The sequence below is a fragment of the Microcoleus sp. AT9b-C3 genome, assembly GCF_036705485.1.
Classification (GTDB): domain Bacteria; phylum Cyanobacteriota; class Cyanobacteriia; order Cyanobacteriales; family Microcoleaceae; genus Microcoleus.
The window spans coordinates 35354-54494 of record NZ_JAUBUR010000010.1 but is presented as its reverse complement, the minus strand read 5'-3'; the positions used below and the strand labels follow the sequence as shown (position 1 = coordinate 54494).

Annotated in this window: 13 protein-coding genes and 1 pseudogene; 9 read left to right on the top strand and 5 right to left on the bottom strand. The window is 44.1% G+C overall.

Translation table 11 applies throughout. From position 1 onward, the window contains the following. Window positions 1-257 precede the first annotated feature (257 nt). Window positions 258-7136, top strand: coding sequence for an AAA family ATPase (locus QUB77_RS11705; RefSeq protein WP_333170445.1), 6879 nt, complete (start codon window positions 258-260; stop codon window positions 7134-7136). A 180-nt stretch (window positions 7137-7316) separates the two neighbouring features. Here QUB77_RS11705 and QUB77_RS11700 read toward each other — a convergent pair whose 3' ends face one another. Then, window positions 7317-8513: a response regulator gene (locus QUB77_RS11700; RefSeq protein WP_333170446.1), complete on the bottom strand. Its 1197-nt coding sequence runs from the start codon at window positions 8511-8513 to the stop codon at window positions 7317-7319. Between the two features lie 828 nt (window positions 8514-9341). On the opposite strand from QUB77_RS11700, the gene QUB77_RS11695 reads away from it, so the two are divergent. From QUB77_RS11695 to QUB77_RS11665, 8 genes and pseudogenes are all read left to right on the top strand, one after another. Beyond that, the gene (locus QUB77_RS11695) at window positions 9342-10250 is read left to right on the top strand and encodes an RNA polymerase sigma factor (RefSeq protein WP_333170448.1); all 909 of its coding nucleotides are present in this window, start codon (window positions 9342-9344) and stop codon (window positions 10248-10250) included. Then, window positions 10190-11935 carry a tetratricopeptide repeat protein gene (locus QUB77_RS11690; protein ID WP_333170449.1) on the top strand — a complete coding sequence of 582 codons (1746 nt, stop codon included), beginning with the start codon at window positions 10190-10192 and terminating at the stop codon, window positions 11933-11935. The genes QUB77_RS11695 and QUB77_RS11690 overlap by 61 nt, the downstream gene beginning before the upstream one ends. A gap of 503 nt (window positions 11936-12438) precedes the next feature. Continuing rightward, window positions 12439-12594: a hypothetical protein gene (locus tag QUB77_RS11685; protein WP_333170450.1), complete on the top strand. Its 156-nt coding sequence runs from the start codon at window positions 12439-12441 to the stop codon at window positions 12592-12594. Between the two features lie 15 nt (window positions 12595-12609). Further along, window positions 12610-13008 (top strand): annotated as a pseudogene (locus tag QUB77_RS31720) (M35 family metallopeptidase); the annotation flags it as partial. Between the two features lie 298 nt (window positions 13009-13306). Continuing rightward, window positions 13307-13960, top strand: coding sequence for a hypothetical protein (locus QUB77_RS11680; RefSeq protein ID WP_333170451.1), 654 nt, complete (start codon window positions 13307-13309; stop codon window positions 13958-13960). 365 nt (window positions 13961-14325) lie between these two features. Further along, window positions 14326-14892 carry a hypothetical protein gene (locus QUB77_RS11675; RefSeq protein ID WP_333295923.1) on the top strand — a complete coding sequence of 189 codons (567 nt, stop codon included), beginning with the start codon at window positions 14326-14328 and terminating at the stop codon, window positions 14890-14892. Between the two features lie 424 nt (window positions 14893-15316). Beyond that, window positions 15317-16984, top strand: coding sequence for an ABC transporter ATP-binding protein (locus tag QUB77_RS11670; protein ID WP_333170453.1), 1668 nt, complete (start codon window positions 15317-15319; stop codon window positions 16982-16984). A gap of 43 nt (window positions 16985-17027) precedes the next feature. Then, on the top strand, window positions 17028-17888 hold the full coding sequence (locus tag QUB77_RS11665; protein ID WP_333170454.1) for a class I SAM-dependent methyltransferase: 861 nt from the start codon (window positions 17028-17030) through the stop codon (window positions 17886-17888). 204 nt (window positions 17889-18092) lie between these two features. Here QUB77_RS11665 and QUB77_RS11660 read toward each other — a convergent pair whose 3' ends face one another. From QUB77_RS11660 to QUB77_RS11645, 4 genes are all read right to left on the bottom strand, one after another. Then, entirely contained in the window at window positions 18093-18269 is a 177-nt protein-coding gene (locus QUB77_RS11660; protein WP_333170455.1) for a hypothetical protein, read from the bottom strand. Window positions 18270-18320: 51 nt separating this feature from the next. Next, window positions 18321-18503 (bottom strand): NfeD family protein, encoded by a 183-nt coding sequence (locus QUB77_RS11655; protein ID WP_333085395.1) that lies wholly within the window; start codon window positions 18501-18503, stop codon window positions 18321-18323. Between the two features lie 77 nt (window positions 18504-18580). After that, window positions 18581-18769 (bottom strand): NfeD family protein, encoded by a 189-nt coding sequence (locus QUB77_RS11650; RefSeq protein WP_333170456.1) that lies wholly within the window; start codon window positions 18767-18769, stop codon window positions 18581-18583. Window positions 18770-18798: 29 nt separating this feature from the next. Continuing rightward, on the bottom strand, window positions 18799-19005 hold the full coding sequence (locus tag QUB77_RS11645; RefSeq protein WP_333036967.1) for an NfeD family protein: 207 nt from the start codon (window positions 19003-19005) through the stop codon (window positions 18799-18801). Window positions 19006-19141: the final 136 nt, after the last annotated feature.

Sequence of the window (19141 nt, the reverse complement as noted above, 5' to 3'; positions counted from 1 at the left end):
CATTAATTATTGTCAGTTTCTAGATTTGTGAGTTTTGGCGATCGCACAGTAGCTAGACGGTGCGATCGCAATTACGGTTATACGCTATATATAGCGTAAGTAAGTTCCGATCAAAAAAGCAATAATAAAAGATCGGGAGTTGTAGGGGTCAGGCAAGGATTTATATTCGGAGCGAGTTTACTGTTGCTCTCACCCGCTCCTCCCCATGTTATATTTATTTGTATACTCAACTTTTTTAGGCAGCAATAATTCCCAACATGATTTCACTGCCAGATATCACAATTGTCAGCCAGATTTACGAAAGTGCTAATTCCCTCGTATACCGAGGCATCCTCAAATTAAATCAGCAACCTGTAATTTTGAAACTCCTCAAAGAGGATTATCCCACCCCAGCCGAACTCTACCGCTATCAGCAGGAATACGAAATCACTCGCTTTCTCAACCTAGAGGAAACGATTAAAGCCTACGAACTGCGAAAATACGATAACACACAACTCATGTTGTTGGAAGATTTTGGAGGAGAGTCCTTAAAAATCCTGCTGGATGGCCGTCCCTTGGCATTACCAGAGTTTCTCCACCTAGCCATCCAAATCACAGATGCGTTAGGCAAAGTTCATCAAAAAAATGTCATTCACAAAGATATCAATCCATCTAATATTGTCTTGAATCATCAAACGGGACAATTAAAAATTATTGACTTTGGCTTATCTACTATCCTATCCCAAGAGAATCCCAGCCTCAGAAGTCCTAATCTTCTAGAAGGGACATTGGCTTATATGTCTCCAGAACAAACAGGCAGGATGAATCGCTCACTAGACTATCGCACTGACTTTTATTCTCTTGGCGTTACTTTCTATGAACTGCTAACAAACCAGTTGCCTTTTGAATCCGTTGATACACTTGAGTTAGTCCATTGCCATATTGCAAAACAACCCACTGCACCTCATGAAAATAATCCAGAAATTCCCTTGACTGTCTCAGAAATTGTCATGAAGTTAATGGCAAAAAATGCGGAAGATAGATATCAGAGTGCTTGGGGAATCAACGCAGATTTAAAAACTTGTATTGCTCAATTCAGAAATGGTAAATTTCAAGCTTTTTCCTTGGGATACCAAGATATTTCTCCTCAATTGCAACTTCCTCAAAAACTGTACGGGAGAGAATCACAGATTGAATCCTTATTGAGTGCATTTAATCGTGTAGCGTCGGGACAAGAAAAACAAGTAGGGGCTGGTTTAGCAAATAACCTGAGTAACCCAACGACAACTCAGTCACAAAATCTGCCCGTAGAGACACAAACTGAACTCATGCTAATTTCGGGATACTCTGGTATTGGTAAATCAGCTTTAGTTCAGGAACTGTATAAGATCATCACTCAAAAAAGCGGCTACTTTATTGCAGGTAAATTTGACCAGTTGCAACGCGATATTCCCTATCAAGCTTTAGTCGCTGCCTTCCAAGAATTGGTGCGACAATTGCTCACCGAAACTGAACCTCAATTACAACATTGGCGAGAGAAGATTCGACGTGCATTAGGAATCAACGGACAAATTATTATTGATGTCATCCCCGAAGTGGAACTGATTATTGGCAAACAGAATCCCGTCCCCGAATTACCTGCAACAGAAGCAAGAAATAGGTTTAATTTAGCTTTTCAAAATTTTATTCAAGTTTTTTGCCAAAAAGAACATCCCCTCGTCCTATTTCTAGACGACCTTCAATGGACAGACAGCGCTACGTTGCAATTGCTCCAGTTGATCGTGACCGATTTTACTACTCAATATTTGTTTGTAATCGGATCTTATCGAGATAACGAAGTCAGTGCAACTCATCCTACTATGCTGATTTTATCTGAGATGAAAAAACAGGGAGTAGTAATTAATCATCTCTCTCTTTCACCATTGAATTTAAGCCAGGTTAATGAATTCATTGCGGATACGCTGAAAACCGAGTGCGTCCCTACGCAAAGATTAGCCGAGTTGGTTTGGCAAAAAACTTATGGAAATCCCTTTTTTATTAAAGAGTTTCTCAAGTCACTTTATACAGAGCAATTGCTGATTTTTGATTTGAATGCTGGGGCTTGGTATTGGGATTTAGAGCAAATTATAACTAGGAATATTACTGATAACGTTGTTGAGTTCATGGCCGATAAAATTCAAACATTATCAGATTCAGCACAAAAAGTTTTACGATTAGCCGCTTGCATTGGCAACCAATTTGATTTAGAAACGCTTTCAATTATTAATGAAACTTCTCCAACAGAAACGGCTGATGAATTATGGAATGCTATTCAAGCAGGATTGATATTACCCCTTGGAGATGATTACAAATTCCTTAAAACAGACCGAGATACAAAGGAATTAAAAATTACTTATAAATTTGCTCACGATCGCATCCAGCAAGCGGCCTATTCCCTAATTCCCCCAGACGACAAGCAAGCGGTTCACTGGAAAGTTGGGCAACTGTTGTTACAAAATACACCACCACAGGTACTCCAACAAAAGATTTTTGATATTGTCAATCAGCTCAACTTCGGTATTGAAACAATTGACGTTCAGTTAGAAAAAGATAAACTTGCTGAATTAAATCTGATTGCTGGCAAAAAAGCGAAGGCATCAGCAGCTTGGAAACCGGCCTGGAATTACTTAAGCATTGGTATAAATTGCCTGAGTGCAGATAGTTGGCTTCGTCAGTATGACCTAAGTCTAGCACTGTATGTGGAAACAGTAGAAGCTGCTATCTTGAGTGGTCACGTTGAGGAAATGGGAAAATTGGCTGACATTGTGCTTCAACAAGCTACTTCATTGCTCGACAAAGTGAAAGTCTATGAAGTCAAGATTCAAGCCTATACAGCACAAAACAAAGCGTTAGAAGCGATAGAGACGGCACTTTCAGTATTAAAGCTGTTGGGGATTCGCTTTCCCAAGAAGCCAAATAAATTAGATATTATCATTGCACTCGCCCGGACAAAAATCGGGCTAACAGGGAAACGAATCGAGGACTTGATCGACCTGCCCGAAATGACTGATCCTGACAAGATAGCGGCCATGCGTATCCTATCAATTATGTTGTCTGCTGCCTATTTTGCCACACCCGAATTGTTTCCGCTGATCGTGTTTAAACAGGTGAATTTATCAGTAAAATATGGTAATACTTCGGTGTCCTCCTATGCTTATGCTACCTACGGACTAATTCTTTCTGGAGAAGTCGTAAACGATGTTAAGTCCGGCTATTTATTTGGAAAAGTAGCTCTATTGTTAGTCGATAAATTCAAAGTTGAAGAACTTAAATCTCGGACATTATTTATCTTTAATTACTTTATTAGACATTGGAAGGAGCATATTAGGGAAAGCTTAACCCCTTTGCTAGATGCTTATTTGATTGGACGGGAAACCGGAGATTTAGAATATGCGACTTTTTCAGCCGGCGCCTACTGCTACTATTCCCTGGTAGCGGGCCAGGAACTGACAAGGCTGGAACGCGAGATGGCTATGTACAGTAACGCTTTCCGGCAATTCAATCAAGAAACATTCTTTTATTACAATCAACTCCAGCGGCAGGTCGTATTGAACTTAATGGGTCGGGCTGAAAATAAGTGTCGTTTAATCGGTGAAAGCTATGATGAAATAAAAATGCTACCCATTCATTTGGCGGCGAATACTACAAATATTTGTCACTCCATCTATTTTTTTAAATTATACCTCGGCTATCTTTTTCAAGACTATCAGCAAGCCCTGGAAAATGCCGCCTTGGTTGAAAAAAATATAAACAGTGCTGTGGGATCTGTTCCTCTTTCTCATTTTTACAATTCCCTTACTCATCTTGCTATATATTTTGATGTTTCTAAATATGAGCAAAAACAAATCCTGAAAAAGGTTGAATCCAATCAGAAAAAGATCGAGAAATGGGCGAGATCAGCTCCGATGACTCACCTCCATAAATTTTATCTAGTGGAGGCAGAGCGATATCGAGTTTTGGGTGAAAAGGCTAGGGCGATCGACTACTACGATCGCGCCATTGCCTTAGCCAAAGAACATGAGTACATCAACGAAGAGGCTTTGGCTAATGAACTGGCTGCCAAATTCTACATCGCTTGGGGAAAAGAGCAAGTGGCTAAAGCCTATATGACAAATGCTTACTACTGCTATTTACGTTGGGGTGCAACAGCTAAAGTGACTGATTTAAAAGGACAGTATCCAGAACTTTTAAAGCGTTTTACCACAGCCGATTTCTCCGATCAATCGCGCCGCAACCTGTCTGATACATCTAACAGCACTTCCGGTGAACTCCTGGATTTGGCAGCCTTGATGAAAGCATCTGGGGCAATTGCCAGTGAAATTGAGTTGGATAAACTCCTCACGACTTTGATGAGAATCCTGCTGGAAAGCTGTGGTGCACAAACTGGCTATCTAATTTTAGAGTCTCAAGGACAACTAAGAGTCGAAGCGTCAGGTGAGGCTAACTCAAATCAAGTGATGGTGTTGCAATCTACTCCTATAGAAAGCTGTCTTCCTTTGTCGATTATTCACTATGTTGAGAGGACTAAACAAGGACTGATTGAAACCAATGTTGCCCGTGAAGGGAGATTTACTCAAGATGCTTATATCAAAACACAGCAGCCGAAGTCTATCCTTTGCGCCCCTCTGCTCAATCAAGGGCAATTAATTGGCATTGTTTACTTGGAAAATAATTTAGCAGATGGCGTTTTTACACCCGATCGCCTGGAAGTGATTCAATTGCTTTCAACTCAGGCGGCGATCGCCCTTACCAACGCCAGACTCTACACTCAGGTACAATCGACACAAACTCGCCTGAATAAATTCCTTAATGCCATTCCTTTTGGCATATCCGTTCACGACGCCAAAGGACAACTGGTTTTCGCCAATCCAGTTTCACAGCAGTTACTGAATATTCAAGATTTACCCAAAGCCGAAATCGAGCAACTCTCAAAAACCTATCACATTTATCGGGCAGGCACAGGCCAGATGTATCCAGTGGAACAGCTACCTTGGGTGCGATCGCTTGGCGGTGAAAAAACATGGGCGGATGATTTAGAACTGCACTACAGTGAGCGAATCGTTCCCTTAGAAGTAACTAGCACGCCAATTTTTGATGACACGGGTAATGTAGAATATGCGATCGCAGCTTTTCAAGATATTAGCGATCGCCAGCAAGCACAGATTACGCTCATCGAAAATGTCCGTTTAGAACAGGAAATTCGCGAACGCAAAAAAACAGAAGAGGCTCTGCAGCAGAGCGAGGCACGCTACCTTGGTATTCTGGAAGACCAGACCGAACTCATTGCCCGGTATCTGCCAGATGGTACCGTTACCTTTGTCAATGAAGGCTTCTGTCGATTTTTTGGACTGACAAGGGAACAACTCATCGGGCATCACTACGAACCTGTCGTGTTTGAGGAAGACCGCGAATATGTAATCCGAGTCGTCAATTCCATCAGCCAAGAAAATCCCGTTGTCACAATAGAAAATCGGGTGATTGTTAGCTCCGAATTGCGTTGGACGCAGTGGGTTAACCGAGGGATATTTGATGATTCCGGTTGCCTTGTTGAATTCCAGGGGGTAGGACGAGATATCAGCGATCGCAAAAAAGTTGAAGCAGAACTCGAACGGGCAAAAGAAGCCGCCATTGCCGCCAACCTCGCCAAAAGCACTTTCCTTGCCAACATGAGCCACGAATTGCGAACTCCCCTGAACGCCATTCTCGGTTTTTCTCAACTGATGAATCAGGATACAAATCTGTTAACTGAACAAAAAGAGAACCTTAACATCATTGAGCGCAGTGGAGAGCATTTATTATCTCTAATTAATCAGGTGCTTGACCTTTCTAAAGTTGAAGCAGGAGGCATGAAGCTATCTGAAAATAATTTCAACCTTCATCAGTTTTTAGCTGAAATCGAGGAGATGTTTGCGTTGAAAGCTACCGCCAAAAGCTTATACTTACGATTTGAATGTGCGGCTGATGTTCCTATATATATCTGCGTTGATGAAGTTAAGTTGCGGCAAGTGCTGATTAATTTTATCAGTAATTCCGTTAAGTTTACCTCTTCTGGAGGGGTGTCTTTAGAAGTAAAAAATAAACAGGTAAAAGCCCAAAGTGAAGCCGGAACAAAAACAACCAACAACCCACAATCAACAACCATTACCTTTGAAGTAAAAGATACGGGAGTTGGCATTGCGGCAGAGGAACTAGAGAATCTATTCAAACCCTTTGTGCAAACAGCATCCGGTCAAAAAGTGGAGCAAGGAACCGGATTAGGGCTAACGATTAGCCGTCAATTTGTCCGCTTGATGGGAGGTGAAGTAACAGTCATTAGTGGCGGTAAAGCTTTCACCCCTGGAATGCCTCTCAAGGAATTTTTAGAAGACACAACGGGCACAACATTTAAATTTGACATTCCTGTGGGCATCGCTGATGCCAGCGCCATTCAAAATCAAACCCACAGTCGTCGCGTCGTTGCCCTAGCGCCTAACCAACCCCAATATCGCATCCTAGTGGTGGACGATCGAGATTACAATCGGCAACTGTTAGTTAAACTCCTCAAACCTGTGGGTTTTGAAGTTGAAGAAGCGACTAACGGTATTGAAGCCCTTGAAATTTGGGATTCATACTCACCCCATCTCATCTGGATGGACATGAGAATGCCAGTTATGGATGGGTATGAAGCCACGAAACGCATTAAAGGCACCCTTAAAGGTCAAGCTACTGCTGTTATTGCTTTGACTGCTAGCGTGTGGGAAGAAGAAAAGGCAGTTATTTTATCCGCTGGTTGTGATGATTTTGTACGAAAACCGTTCCACACAGAAGCCATCTTTGACATCATGGCTAAACATTTGGGAGTCGGTTATATTTATCAGGATCAAGAGCTACCGTCTTCCCCTTCTAATGTGACTGGAGAACCGTTAAATTTCACTGATTTATTAGCCGCGATGTCACAAAAATGGATAGTAAAATTATATGAAGCCGCTATTGACGCGGATTCGGAATTAGTTTTTCAACTCCTTGAAGAGATTCCTGAATCTCAAGCTTGCGAGCTTCAAACTCTCAGAAATTGGGTGAATAAGTTTCAGTTTGAGAAGATTCTCGATTTAACTGAACCCTTGATTGGTGAATCTTGAGACAGCAAATTGCAGGTTTATCAAGTAAACTCTCGATCGATCACCCCTAGCCCCCAGATCCCCCTAACCCCCCTTAAGAAAGGGGGGACAAGAGTATTCAAAGTCCCCCAACAACCAGGGGGAGCGAGACTCAGCTAAAAGCGAGAGTTCTTGGGTCAGATTGCGTAAGTCCCGTTTATGCTATTTGATAACACGCGGTTGGTTCTGTTCAATCATTGACTTTAAGGCCGACTGTTTTAAGTCTGTAAGATCGCGGATGGTAATTGAGCAACCGTCTGCCAATCTCACAGCAGTTACATAATAGCATTTGTCAAGGGAATCACTTTCTAGATGAATCTCTCCTTCAAGCGATTCTCCAGTCTCAACAACTTCTACTAATAAATCAAACAATCCGGGACTCAATTGATTAAGCAGTTTTTTCAGAACGGGTTCGCCCGCGAGTTCTGTTCGTTTTTTTCCTAAGAGTCGGGCAAATACAGGGTTAACTACCAAGCAGCGAAAATCTTCAATTTCTCCAGCAATATCCGCCCTCACCGCCTGCACTGCGGCTATTCCATCCAGAGATGAGTTTAGCAAATTTGCCAACAGGGTGCGAGATTGGTAGGCGATTTCTGCGGTTTGCTGGTGTCGCTCGATTGCTTCTTTAAGCTGGCGTTTTTGGTGCTGGATAGTGACCTGAGTTTCGAGGCGAACTAGCACTTCTTCCGGCTGAAAAGGCTTAGAGATGTAGTCAACTCCCCCTACCTTAAAAGCTTTGACTTTATCAAAAACTTGATCGAGCGCGCTTAAGAAAAGAATCGGAATTTCTGAGGTCTTTTCATCTGATTTGAGGGCTGCGCAGACTTGATAGCCGTCCATGTCTGGCATTTTAATATCCAGCAATATAGCATCGGGCGGATAATGGCGAACAGTCCTCAAGGCCATCGAACCATTGGTGACGCAGCGAACTTTGTACCCCTCGTTAGTGAGAATTCTTGTTAGAAAACGCAGGTTCTCTTGGATGTCATCAACAATTAAAATGTTGCCTTTGTAAGTTTCTAATTCATTGATGTCACTTTCTCCTACCGAAGCCATCGTCATAGGTTCGCCTTCGACTTCGGCCTCGACGATCGCACTTGTGGTGTTTTGTTTCTCTAGCAGAGAGCGGAAGTTATTCTTAGTAACTTTTTCTCCCATTACGTCTGAAAGCCGGTGCCACAGGATGGCAGCTAAATCTTTGATATGTCCTATGCTCAGGTACAAGCTGTCAGCAAGTACACTATAAGTTGCGTTTTCCCAAGCAGCTTTTAAGATTTCTTTTTCCAGCAAACTTAATGTTTTACTGGTCTTGGACTCTAAGGCTGCTTCGATAAATTCTAGGGCTTCTTCAAAAGTCATGTACTAATCAATCTCATCGGGTAAGGTTTTTCAGTTTTGCACCCTAGCTTTGAGTTATACACCGCAGTAAGTCGGTGGAGAATTTCTAATAGCTATTATGACAGACTTATTGACAATTACGCTCCGGGGCGATCGCCCCCGATCCTGATTTCACCTTGTCGAAACCCGAAAAAGAGGATCGCGGCCGCCTAATTCTTTTTGAGGGCGATGGCTTAAACCCTTTAATTGCAAGGCTTTTAAGTTGTTTGTCTCCCCCCTCAGCTTTTTGAGTTTGTTCGCTTACATTTTTGCCAACCTCTTTCTTCACCAGTCTTGGAGGCACTCCGACTCTCAGAAACCGGGTTTTTACCTTGGGTGCGGGCTGCAAGCTGTGTATTTTCCTCCATCAAACCCGGTTTCACCGGCCCCATGCGTCAGTCCTATTTACATAACGCTTCAAATGATCCGACTTTTCCGACTTTACGATCCGACTTTTCCGACTTGCTTTATGCCGATATGCCAAACATACTATTAATAGCATCTACCAAAAGACATAGAAGAGTACCACTCCGGCTGTCGATCTGCTCTATCTAAAGATAGATAGCAAAACCAGGCCGTCCGACTTTTCCGACTTTCCGATCCGACTTTCCCGACTGACAGGGGCGGCGGAGGGCAGCCCTGATACAGACATGGAAAGGATGCAGCCTCAAAAAAAGAGCAACTGAATCCAATCTTTATCCGCATAAATACTGAGACCACACTCAGCTAGATGTTTGCGGGATTGGGGTGCAACGAAAAAAGCAACAGAGGAATGTTCCTTCACATCTATCTTTCACCACCTTTAAAATCATGTCATATTCTCAATCCGTTATTGCAACAGACATTCGGTGTTGTCCAGAAGATATAGAGAAAGCATTTTGGCAGCTATGGCAGCAGAATCGAGATGATTTTTACCGTTGCTGTCTCAGGTGGATGGGGGGGAATCCGGCTGATGCCGAAGAGGTGCTCAGTCGCGCCATGCTCAAAGCTTGGGATAAATTGCCAGACTATGCCGAAAAAATCACCAACCTCCGAGCTTGGCTGCTTCGCTTAACCCATAATCTATGTATAGATATACACCGAGAACGCCGCCGGAAAGCAATGCAGATCGAGGATATTGAAGAAGTAGCTGCTACAGGAAGCTCATCAGTTATTTCTTGTTTGAACTCTCCTGAAGAGACACTTCTGCATCATGAGTTGGGAGAGTACATTCGCCGCGCTATTGATACTCTTCCTTCTCGATTACGCAATCCGTTTATCCTGCGTTACTGCCACCAGATTGCCTATCAAGATATTGCCCAAAAACTTGCTCTCTCGCTCAATAACGTTTACAAGCGCATTCAACAGGCACGAGAAATTCTGCAAAAGCGTTTGAGCAGGTATTTGTCAGGGTTGGATGATGGTTTGTTAGATTCCTCCGAGTCCTCTAAAAAGGGGGACGTTGCCTTGAACAAGGATGATTTTGCCGCAGGGGTAGTTCCCCAGTGCCTACCGCCTCAAGATTGTGGGGCGATTCCCTACGGGATAGCTTCGCCGCGCGTGGGTGGGGCAACCACGGGGGGATTGCCCCTACAATCCGATGAAACGATCGCATCCGACTCGATCGCCCCGATGACAGAAAACATTGGCGAGACAATTAATTATCAGGTAACAGCAATATGTCTAGAAACACTGCACTCCGGGTGGTATCCCTCACTCAGTCCTCTGGGGTGGAGTTGAATGCTTACCTAGTTTTAGACGAAAAGCCAGCCCGAATTGACCAGAAGCTAAAAACATTAATTGAGTACGTGCAGCAGTATCCTTCGGGATGGAAGAAACGGTTGGAATTGGCGAATCTGCTGTATGCAATGGGTCGTATTGAGCAGGCGGTTGAGGAGTATCGCCAAGTAATCGATCGGCAGCAACCATTGATTGGCGTGCGGTTGCAATTGGGGAAACTCTTGCAGCTTATGGGACAAAAGGCTGAGGCAGTAGCGGTTTATGAAGGTGCCTTGGCCCATGCACGCAATGAAGCGACTCGGCAGCATATCAGCGGATCGATCGCACTCTGTAGAAATGACACTCAGGCAGCGATACTGGCTTTTGAGTCGGCGGTTTCCCTAGAACCAAATAATGCGGCTCACTGGCTGGCGTTGGGGCAAGTGCAGGTGGGGAGAGGGGATGCGGTTGCAGCTTTGCGATCGTTCGATCGGGTTTTGTCACTGAACCCGGATGATATTGTAGCGCTGATTTACAGCTACGACGCGAATCAGGCGGTGGGGAACGTGCGCCAAGCGCAGCGGCGGTTGAGCAAAGTGCTAGAGCTTGCTCCGGGTGATTTCCGCGTACTCAAACGACTGGCAGATACTCGTTGCCGGATGAGATTGGTATCGGGTGAGGAGGGGAAGCAGACTAAACAGATGATTAGTTCTGTGCTGCAACTGGCTCCTGATGCGGCGGATGCCCGCGAGTTGCTGGCATATTATCACCTTTTCCGGGGGGAGTCGGCTAATGGGGTTGGGGTGTTGGAACGGTTTACTGAGGAACACCCGAATCATCCTAGGGGTTGGTATTCCTATGGGCGTTACTTGTTCCATACGGGGGAATATCAGAGGGCGGCTGAGGCAATGCTGAAGGCTTATCGTCTGTATCCCCAAGATTGTGAAATTTATCGGGCGTTGTGCGAGATTTTGCCTGCTGCGGGGATGACTTCTTCCCCAGCCCCTCTCGATCCCCCCCAGCCCCCCTTAAAAAAGGGGGAGCCAGAGGAGGCAAAGCCTTCTAAATGCAGGGGGGAAACTCCTCTGGAAGTCCCCCTTGTTAAGGGGGATTTAGGGGGAGCCAACCGTGAAATAACCCTTACATTAATAGTAGAAGAGATGCTCGATCGTTTTCCCGATCGCTGGAATGTTTGGACGACGGCGGGGCGGGTGTTGGTGGAAAGTTTTCAGGAAATCGATCGGGGGTGTAGTGTCTCTGCGAAGGGGACGCAACTTGAACCGCAGTTACCTGATGCTTGGTTTGGTCATGGGCGGGTGTTGGCGCTGGCTCTTAAACACCGGGAGGCGGTGGAGGCTTTGGCGCAAGGATGGCAGTTGTTACCGGAAGATGGGGGTTATCTGCAATCTGTATCTGCTGCGGTGTGGCTGGGGGAGAGTTATCGAGGGCTGGGGGATGAGGTGGCGAGTCGGAAATGGTTGGAAAAGGCTTGTCAGTTTGCTCAGGAATTGATGGAGTTTGACCCGGCGATGGCTGGTTACTGGCAAGGGAGAGCGTTGTTGGGGTTGGGCGATGTGACGGAGGCAGTGGAGGCTTATCGAAGTGCGATGAGTCGGCGGTTGCTCTACCCTTTTCGCGGTGAGGTTGAGGAGGCTGTGAAACGGTTGAAAGGTAAGAGGCGAAAGGGCGATCGGGCTAAAGCGTAGATCCTTGACTTCTTAGGGAAGTCGGGGCTCTGAACCTCTCAGAGTGCATTAAGTTAGGAAAAAACACCCCCTAACTCGAAAAATTCAGAAATTGACCTCTGGATTCGTCTTATAGGTGTAGAGACAAAAATACAATTTCGTCTCGACTAAAAACCAAAATCAAACTAATCTAAAAAGAGGCTAATTAGGATGTTTAGATGGCGTTTCTAAAACTCATATTTTTTTAGCAAAACTACATTGTTAAGCTGATTAAATGTGATTGAAAGATGTAGGGTTGGCCTTCCCACCCTACATCTTTTGTTGCCGACCTTAATTCAATGACAAAATCTGGTGCAATGGGTGGAAATTAGAGTTCTCGTGCTTGATGCTGGTTTCATGGGTGGATTGAGTTAGGGAAAAACTGTGGCTAACTCTAAAAATTCAGAAATTGACTTTGGGAATCGTCTTTAAGGTATGAAAGCCTAAAAAGCTATTCAAATTAAACGATTTTAATCAGAGGTAAAATGCCAGCTCCAACGTACCTAAACTGTAACGGAAATAACACTAATCAAGCCCAAAAAGCATACAATGAAGTTCGCTTATTATTGGGTAAGGCTAATAGTGCTTTAGTCAATTTGCAAAAATACAGTCCCGCACAAAGATACGAACAAAAAGATTAACAGGAGGCAGATCGTTTTGTCAAGTGGTTCGGAGCAGTAAATGCAGCAAATTTAGCGACCGTCCGCGATCATGTAATTTATCCTATGGTCAGGCAATTAGAAAATAACTCTGTAACAATTGAATGTGGAGGAGTTAGTTGCGACCCAGGAGATTTTGCTTATGTCACAGCACCAGGTGCCGGCTTAGGTGTTGGAATCATAATTAACCTGTGTCAGCAATTTTTCACAGCACCCTTATATGGTACTAACTCCCAAGTAGGTACACTACTCCATGAAATATCACATTTAGTGGGGAATACTAACGACCATAGATATGGTCAGGATCGATGCTTGGAATTAGCACGAATAAACCCACCTGAAGCTATGAACAACGCTGACAATTATGAGTATTACCTAGAATCATTCCATTACTAGGTTGACGCAATTAGGGCAGGGAAGCGATCGCGAGTCTTTTTGGTTGAAAGAAGGCGCTCGCTTGTCAAAATTATTGGTTAAGTAATCAGAGGGGCACTTGTCCCTCTTTTTCATTTGATGGAAGTGCGATCGCCCCCTTTGCTGCTTCTCCTGATTGTTTCCTAGCATCAAGTTAGAAAAAAACGCCTCTAACTCTAAAAATTCAGAAATTGACCTCTGGAATCGTCTTATAGGTGTAGAACAGAGACATTGGTTCCCTTTTCTACATCGTTTTACTTTACAGGGAGATCGACCACCTATGACTGCAACATTTACACTTCACACTGTTCGGTGCGAAATTCCAAGTTCTGGAGTTGATAGCGGTTTGTTACAACAAATTGGCGGTTATGTAGAGCAAGCATCATCTGTAGCAAAACTCTTACCAGGCGGTCAAGTTGTCGGGGGATTTTTTACAGTCGGCGAAGCTTTGCTGGGTGTGCAAAACGTCTTAAAACAAGCGGAAGGTTTGACGGGCGTTCTTACTTCTATTGGACAAAAGTTTGCCGATCAGTTGTACATTAAGCGCGGGGATGAAAAAGTATTTCCCACAGACGAAAAATATGTCGATATCTCCAAAGAACAGGAGATAAAAACCGATATATCTTTTAATTTTGACAACGAAATTAAGCTCACTCTTTGGGAGTGGGATGCGATAAGTAGTGATGACTTTCTTGGAGAGTTAGTTGTCTCAGAAGAACTTGCTCTCCAGGAAGACACGCCTGAAGCAAAGGCTAAACAACGAGTAGCTTTAAAGGAAGCATTGGCTAAAATTCCTGATGACGCACCCGACTACGAAAAACAAGAGGATGAGGTGCGTCGGAAGCTTATGAAACCAAAAATTAATACCTATGTGATGAAGAACGACTCGGAGGGGTGTATTTACACGCTGGTTTACTCTGTTACTAAGGCTTGACATCTTTTTGAGAGAGAGAGACGGCGATCGCACTTTGAACCCTTCCACATATTTGCAAAGCGCAACAAGTTCGAGGATAGCTGTTTGTACTCCCTCTAGCTGAAAGGCGATCGCTCCTCAACACGATCGGGTTCAGGAGTCGGGAGAGCGATCGCCTTTTCAATGAGAAAGCAACAGTTCGGTTATCAGTGGCTTTTTAGGCTTTAGTGCTTCTTGAGGCACGTAATAAAAAGGAGGAGACAATGCCAAATACAAAAAAAGTATCTTGTTTTATCTTCCTAATGCCAACACAACCCTCTCAGACCTCTTTCCGAAAGGAGACTTAGGAAATCAGGCGTCAAAGTTTAAACATTTATGAAATCTTAGTGTTAAGAGGAAAAGCGATGGTCTGGATTTTATTGCACAATAATGATGATCAAGGCAGGGAGGCAACCACAAGGGCTAGAAGAGTTAAACTTGAATTCATTGAAGTCGTTCTACCTGGTCCAGCGGCGGAGCCTTCAACAAATTACGCTATGCTGAATGCTTTCCAAAGTGCAATACAGCAAAATAATTATCACGGTGTCATTTACAGTGGTCACGGTGCAAATAGTGGTAGTGTCTTCTTATCGAGTAGTGGGAAAGAGTTAAATACTGACCATTTTGCTACGTTGCTAGGGCTGGCACAGCCAACTCGCGTCATTGTCTTTAGTTGCTACGGTGGTAAAATTGTGGAAAACAACTTGCAGCAGTTTGGGGCTGTGAACAATATCTCAGTGCCGTTAGTGAATAATGCTGTGGCTTCTCTTGATGGAACCTCAATCGAAGGACCAAAGAGTAAAATTGAGGGCATGACCATTGAAGCTGGCATGAGGAGCTTGGTCAACAACGCTATGGCGGAAATCTATACGACAAAGCGAGGTGATTTCAACACAGTGCTTGGAAGACTTTGATTAATAACAGAAAGGAATGCATCATCTTTCATAAATTTGAGTTCGCTCCCTAGCGGACAACCGTATAAGTCAGGGTCAAGCCTTGCCTTATGGATAAAGAAAAGGCTTGATACCTTTTATTCCTATAAATTAAAAATATCCGCCGATTAGCACAGACACTTCGATTAATTGTCAGTATTATTACCGATGTCTTTTAGTGCGTGATATTGTAACCAGTCACTCAAAAATATCTCAATTAGGCAAAGATCCGACTTTTCCGACTTTACGATCCGACTTTTCCGACTGACAGGAGCAAGGTAGGGGAGCCATGATAGAGACATGGAAAGGATGCAGCCTCAAAAAAAGAGCAACTGAATCCAATCCAAACCTGGATAAATGCTACCTCAAAGTATAAATCGTGCCTGTAGACAAACTCCCATAACTCATGGAACTTATTTGGTTCTTTAAAACCCTCAACAAATACATTGCCTCCTACAAAGGGCAATTCATTTTACTCTTTATCTGCCTGATATTCGACGCCGCATTCGATTCAGTCTTCCGAGCCAGCTTAAAATTTATCATCGATGCCGCCATCGTTCCCCAAAACTATAGTCTTCTGGTTCTAATCCTGTCATTGCTAGTTGTCGGAGCAATTCTATATGCTTGCATCGGTTTGCTAGGAATTTTCCTAGGAGCGCGTTTAGGCATTTTAATCACCAACAATATCCGACACTCTCTATTCGAGCATCTCCAAAGCCTTTCAATGGAGTTTTTTGGACGACGTTCAGCCGGGGATATTGTCAATTGTCTCATCGCCGATGTCCAAAAGGTGGAAAATGGTGTAATTACAATGGGGCTGACAGTCGTTGTTTTAGAACTGTCTAACTTCCTATTTTCTCTGGTTTTCCTCTTCTTCCTCAACTGGCAATTAGCCCTGCTGAGTTTAATCGGTTTAACCCTCTGCACCATTGCTCCAGCAAAAATTGCCAGCCTTGCCACCGAAGTCGGCTATAAGTTGCTGCAAAAAGAAGGACAGATTGCCAGCGTCGTCGAAGAGAATATCCTCTCGCAAACCGTTGTCAAGATATTCGGGCTGGAGAACCAAATGACTGAGGATTTTTCCATCGATTTGAATGACTTACAACAGGTTTATGTCCGGGCAACCTTTCTGTCCTACTTAGTGCAGAAAGTTCCCATGATTGGTTTTGTCATGACGCAGCTTATCGTTTTAAGTATTGGTGCAATGATGACCTACAGGAATATAATTTCTGTAGGAACTCTTACCTCCTTTCAAGTTTTAATGCTAGGGTTGAATCTCAATATTCTTGGTTTAACTTCGTCAATACCTGCATTTATTGATGGAGTGGCAGGGCTGCAACGCATTAGCGATATATTATCAGAAACCCCTGCCATTCAGGATGCACCGGATGCAATTGATTTACCTCACTTTTCCAGTGAAATTTACTTTGACGATGTTACCTTTAGCTACTCCCAAGATAGAGGCGGAGTTAAAAATCTATCCCTGAAAATTAGCCAAGGAGACTTTGCCGTATTTGTCGGTCAAAGTGGAGCAGGCAAAAGTACAATTGTCAACTTGCTGACGCGATTTTACGATCCAGATAAAGGACGCATTCTGTTTGATGGAATTGATTTACGTTATACAACAATACGCTCCCTCCGTTCTCAAATTGGACTGGTTTCTCAGGATGTAATTCTCTTTAATTGCTCGGTGCGAGAAAACATCCGCATGGGCTATCTAGAAGCCACTGACGAACAAGTCGAAGCCGCAGCCAAAGCCGCCGAGATTCACAAATTTATTTTGTCCTTACCCCAAGGCTACGACACACTCGTTGGTGACAGGGGCGGACAGTTATCAGGGGGACAACGGCAAAGAATTGCTTTAGCCAGAGCGTTGGTGAGAAATCCAGCCATTCTAATTCTCGATGAAGCCACATCCGCCCTCGACCCCGCCACAGAAGCCGAAATCCTAGCCACCATCGAGCGCATCACCAAAGAACGCACCGTGATTTTGATTACCCACCGCATGGCTCATGCGTTGCGTGCGGATGTCATGTACGTGCTGGAAAACGGCAGCTTGGTTGTTAGCGGTTGACACACAGATTTGACCTGTACTGAACATTTTGGAGTTAAAAATTATGACCAGCACAAATGATTACAAATGGCTAATTCCCTCTTCTCATGGCCTGGGCTCGAAATCTATTGAAGAAGAGAAAGAGATGTGGGATAAAAGCCACGAAGATTATACCAACACCGCTTTCAGCATCACCCAAGACCCCAAAATCTGCAAAAACTTAATCCGTCCAGAGCGTTCTCCCGGCTACGATATTCCCAACTCGCCTGACATCAAAGTCCTAATTCCAGGTTGTGGCTCGGAAATTTATCTTCAGAAAACCTTACTAGAATTTTGCCCCCAAATTGGACAAATCTACTGTACCGATTTTTCCAAAACAGCCATTGAAAAAGCACAAGCAGACTGGAAAACAGCAGATGGAGATTCCCGACTCAACAATCAGCAAATCGTGTTTGAGCAAGTAGACTCCACGCGAATCACCGAAGAAAAACCGGAGTGGAACGAGAAATTTGATTACGTCCTCCTTGTAAATTCCGTGGTTTCCAGTGAGGATAAAACCAACCGCGATATGATTCGGGAGTTTGGGAAAGTTCTCAAGCCAGGTGGCAAGATATACGGATATTTTCCAACTACCTTATGCTTCTTAGAAATTGCCTATTTCAGTCGCAAACACGCTCACTGTGTTACAGAGGGATTTATCGATGTCTACGGCAATAAAGTTTGGGATGCTGAGTGGCAAACTGCCCAGATTTATTACACTCCCTTGCGGTTAAATCGCATCTTTAAAGAAGCGGGATTAAAACAACTCAGTTTGGAGATGCAGTTTTTGGACTATGAGCCTTTTGTTTCCATGTTTAAACAGATGATCGATCATGACGACCCGGATATCTTTCTCTGGCATCTTCTAGCCCGTTATGAAAAATAGGACTTAGGAATTTGGGCGACGCATCTCGCTTGATGCTTCGTTTCAGTCAGGATGACACATCGGCTTTTCGTAAGTAGGGACACGGCATTGCCGTGTCCTTCTTCGTATCAAAAACTAGGTTAAACCCGCAGTCCGGCAAGGGTTGAAACCCCTGCCTCAAAGCTAAAGTCCTCTGAAGAGGACTGAAAAACTCATTAGTCCTCTTCAGAGGACTTTAGCTATAAGCCCCGTGGAATTCATTCCCTGGGGGTCTGGCGGACTGGCGACTGTCAGCGGCGGGTTATGGTTGAGGTAAAACTCTAGAATCGGGAAATTAACAGAGGCGAGAAGTACGATCGCGCGTTTGAAGAGAAATGTATCGAAATATAAACGCGATCGCAAATTTATTTTTTATACCCTCCGATAACTCCCCACCTCCAGATTGCTTCCCAACTACGCTTCAACTATCAGAGTAATGTTGTCAAGTCTCACGACGCGAACAACTTCACCGGGTTGCAAAGTTATTTCTCGAACGCATTTGGCAGGCCACCAACTGCTTTGAAATCGCACGCTGCCGGACTGATTCGGTTTAATTTCTTCTTCAACGATCGCTCTTTCCAAATGGCTGACAGTCATGATTACTTTCTCCTGATTCTAGGTTGGCCTGAACATTGGGATGCTATAAACTTATAGCGAGTCCCTAACCCCTTGATTTATAACGACGCTTCAACTATCAAAGTAATATTGTCAATTCCGACTACGCGCACCACGTCACCAGGCTCAAAAGTCATCTCTCGATCGCACTTCGCAGGCCACCAACTGTTTTGGAAACGAACGCGACCGGACTCATTAGGTCGAATTTCTTCATCCACGATCGCTTTTTCGGAATTGTCAAAATTCATGATTGCTTACTCCCGATTGTAGATTTGCCTTAACTTTCAGAATTGATCGCAAACGACGCTGCAACGATCAAAGTAATATTTTCAATTCCCACAACGCGAACCACCTCACCGGGTTCAAAAGTCATGTCTCGATCGCACTTCGCCGGCCACCAACTGTTTTGGAAACGAACGCGGCCGCATTCTTGAGGGCGAATTTGTTCATCCACGATCGCTGTTTCAACATCGTTAATAGACATAGCTGCTTGCTCCTAAATATAAACTCGACTCGATCTGTGTGTAAGTTAGAAGCTTGTATGTCAACTTCCCCTCCACACTCAACAGTATCCCCTGCCAACCTCGGCCGTGTCAGTCGGTAAAAGTCCATACAAGTTC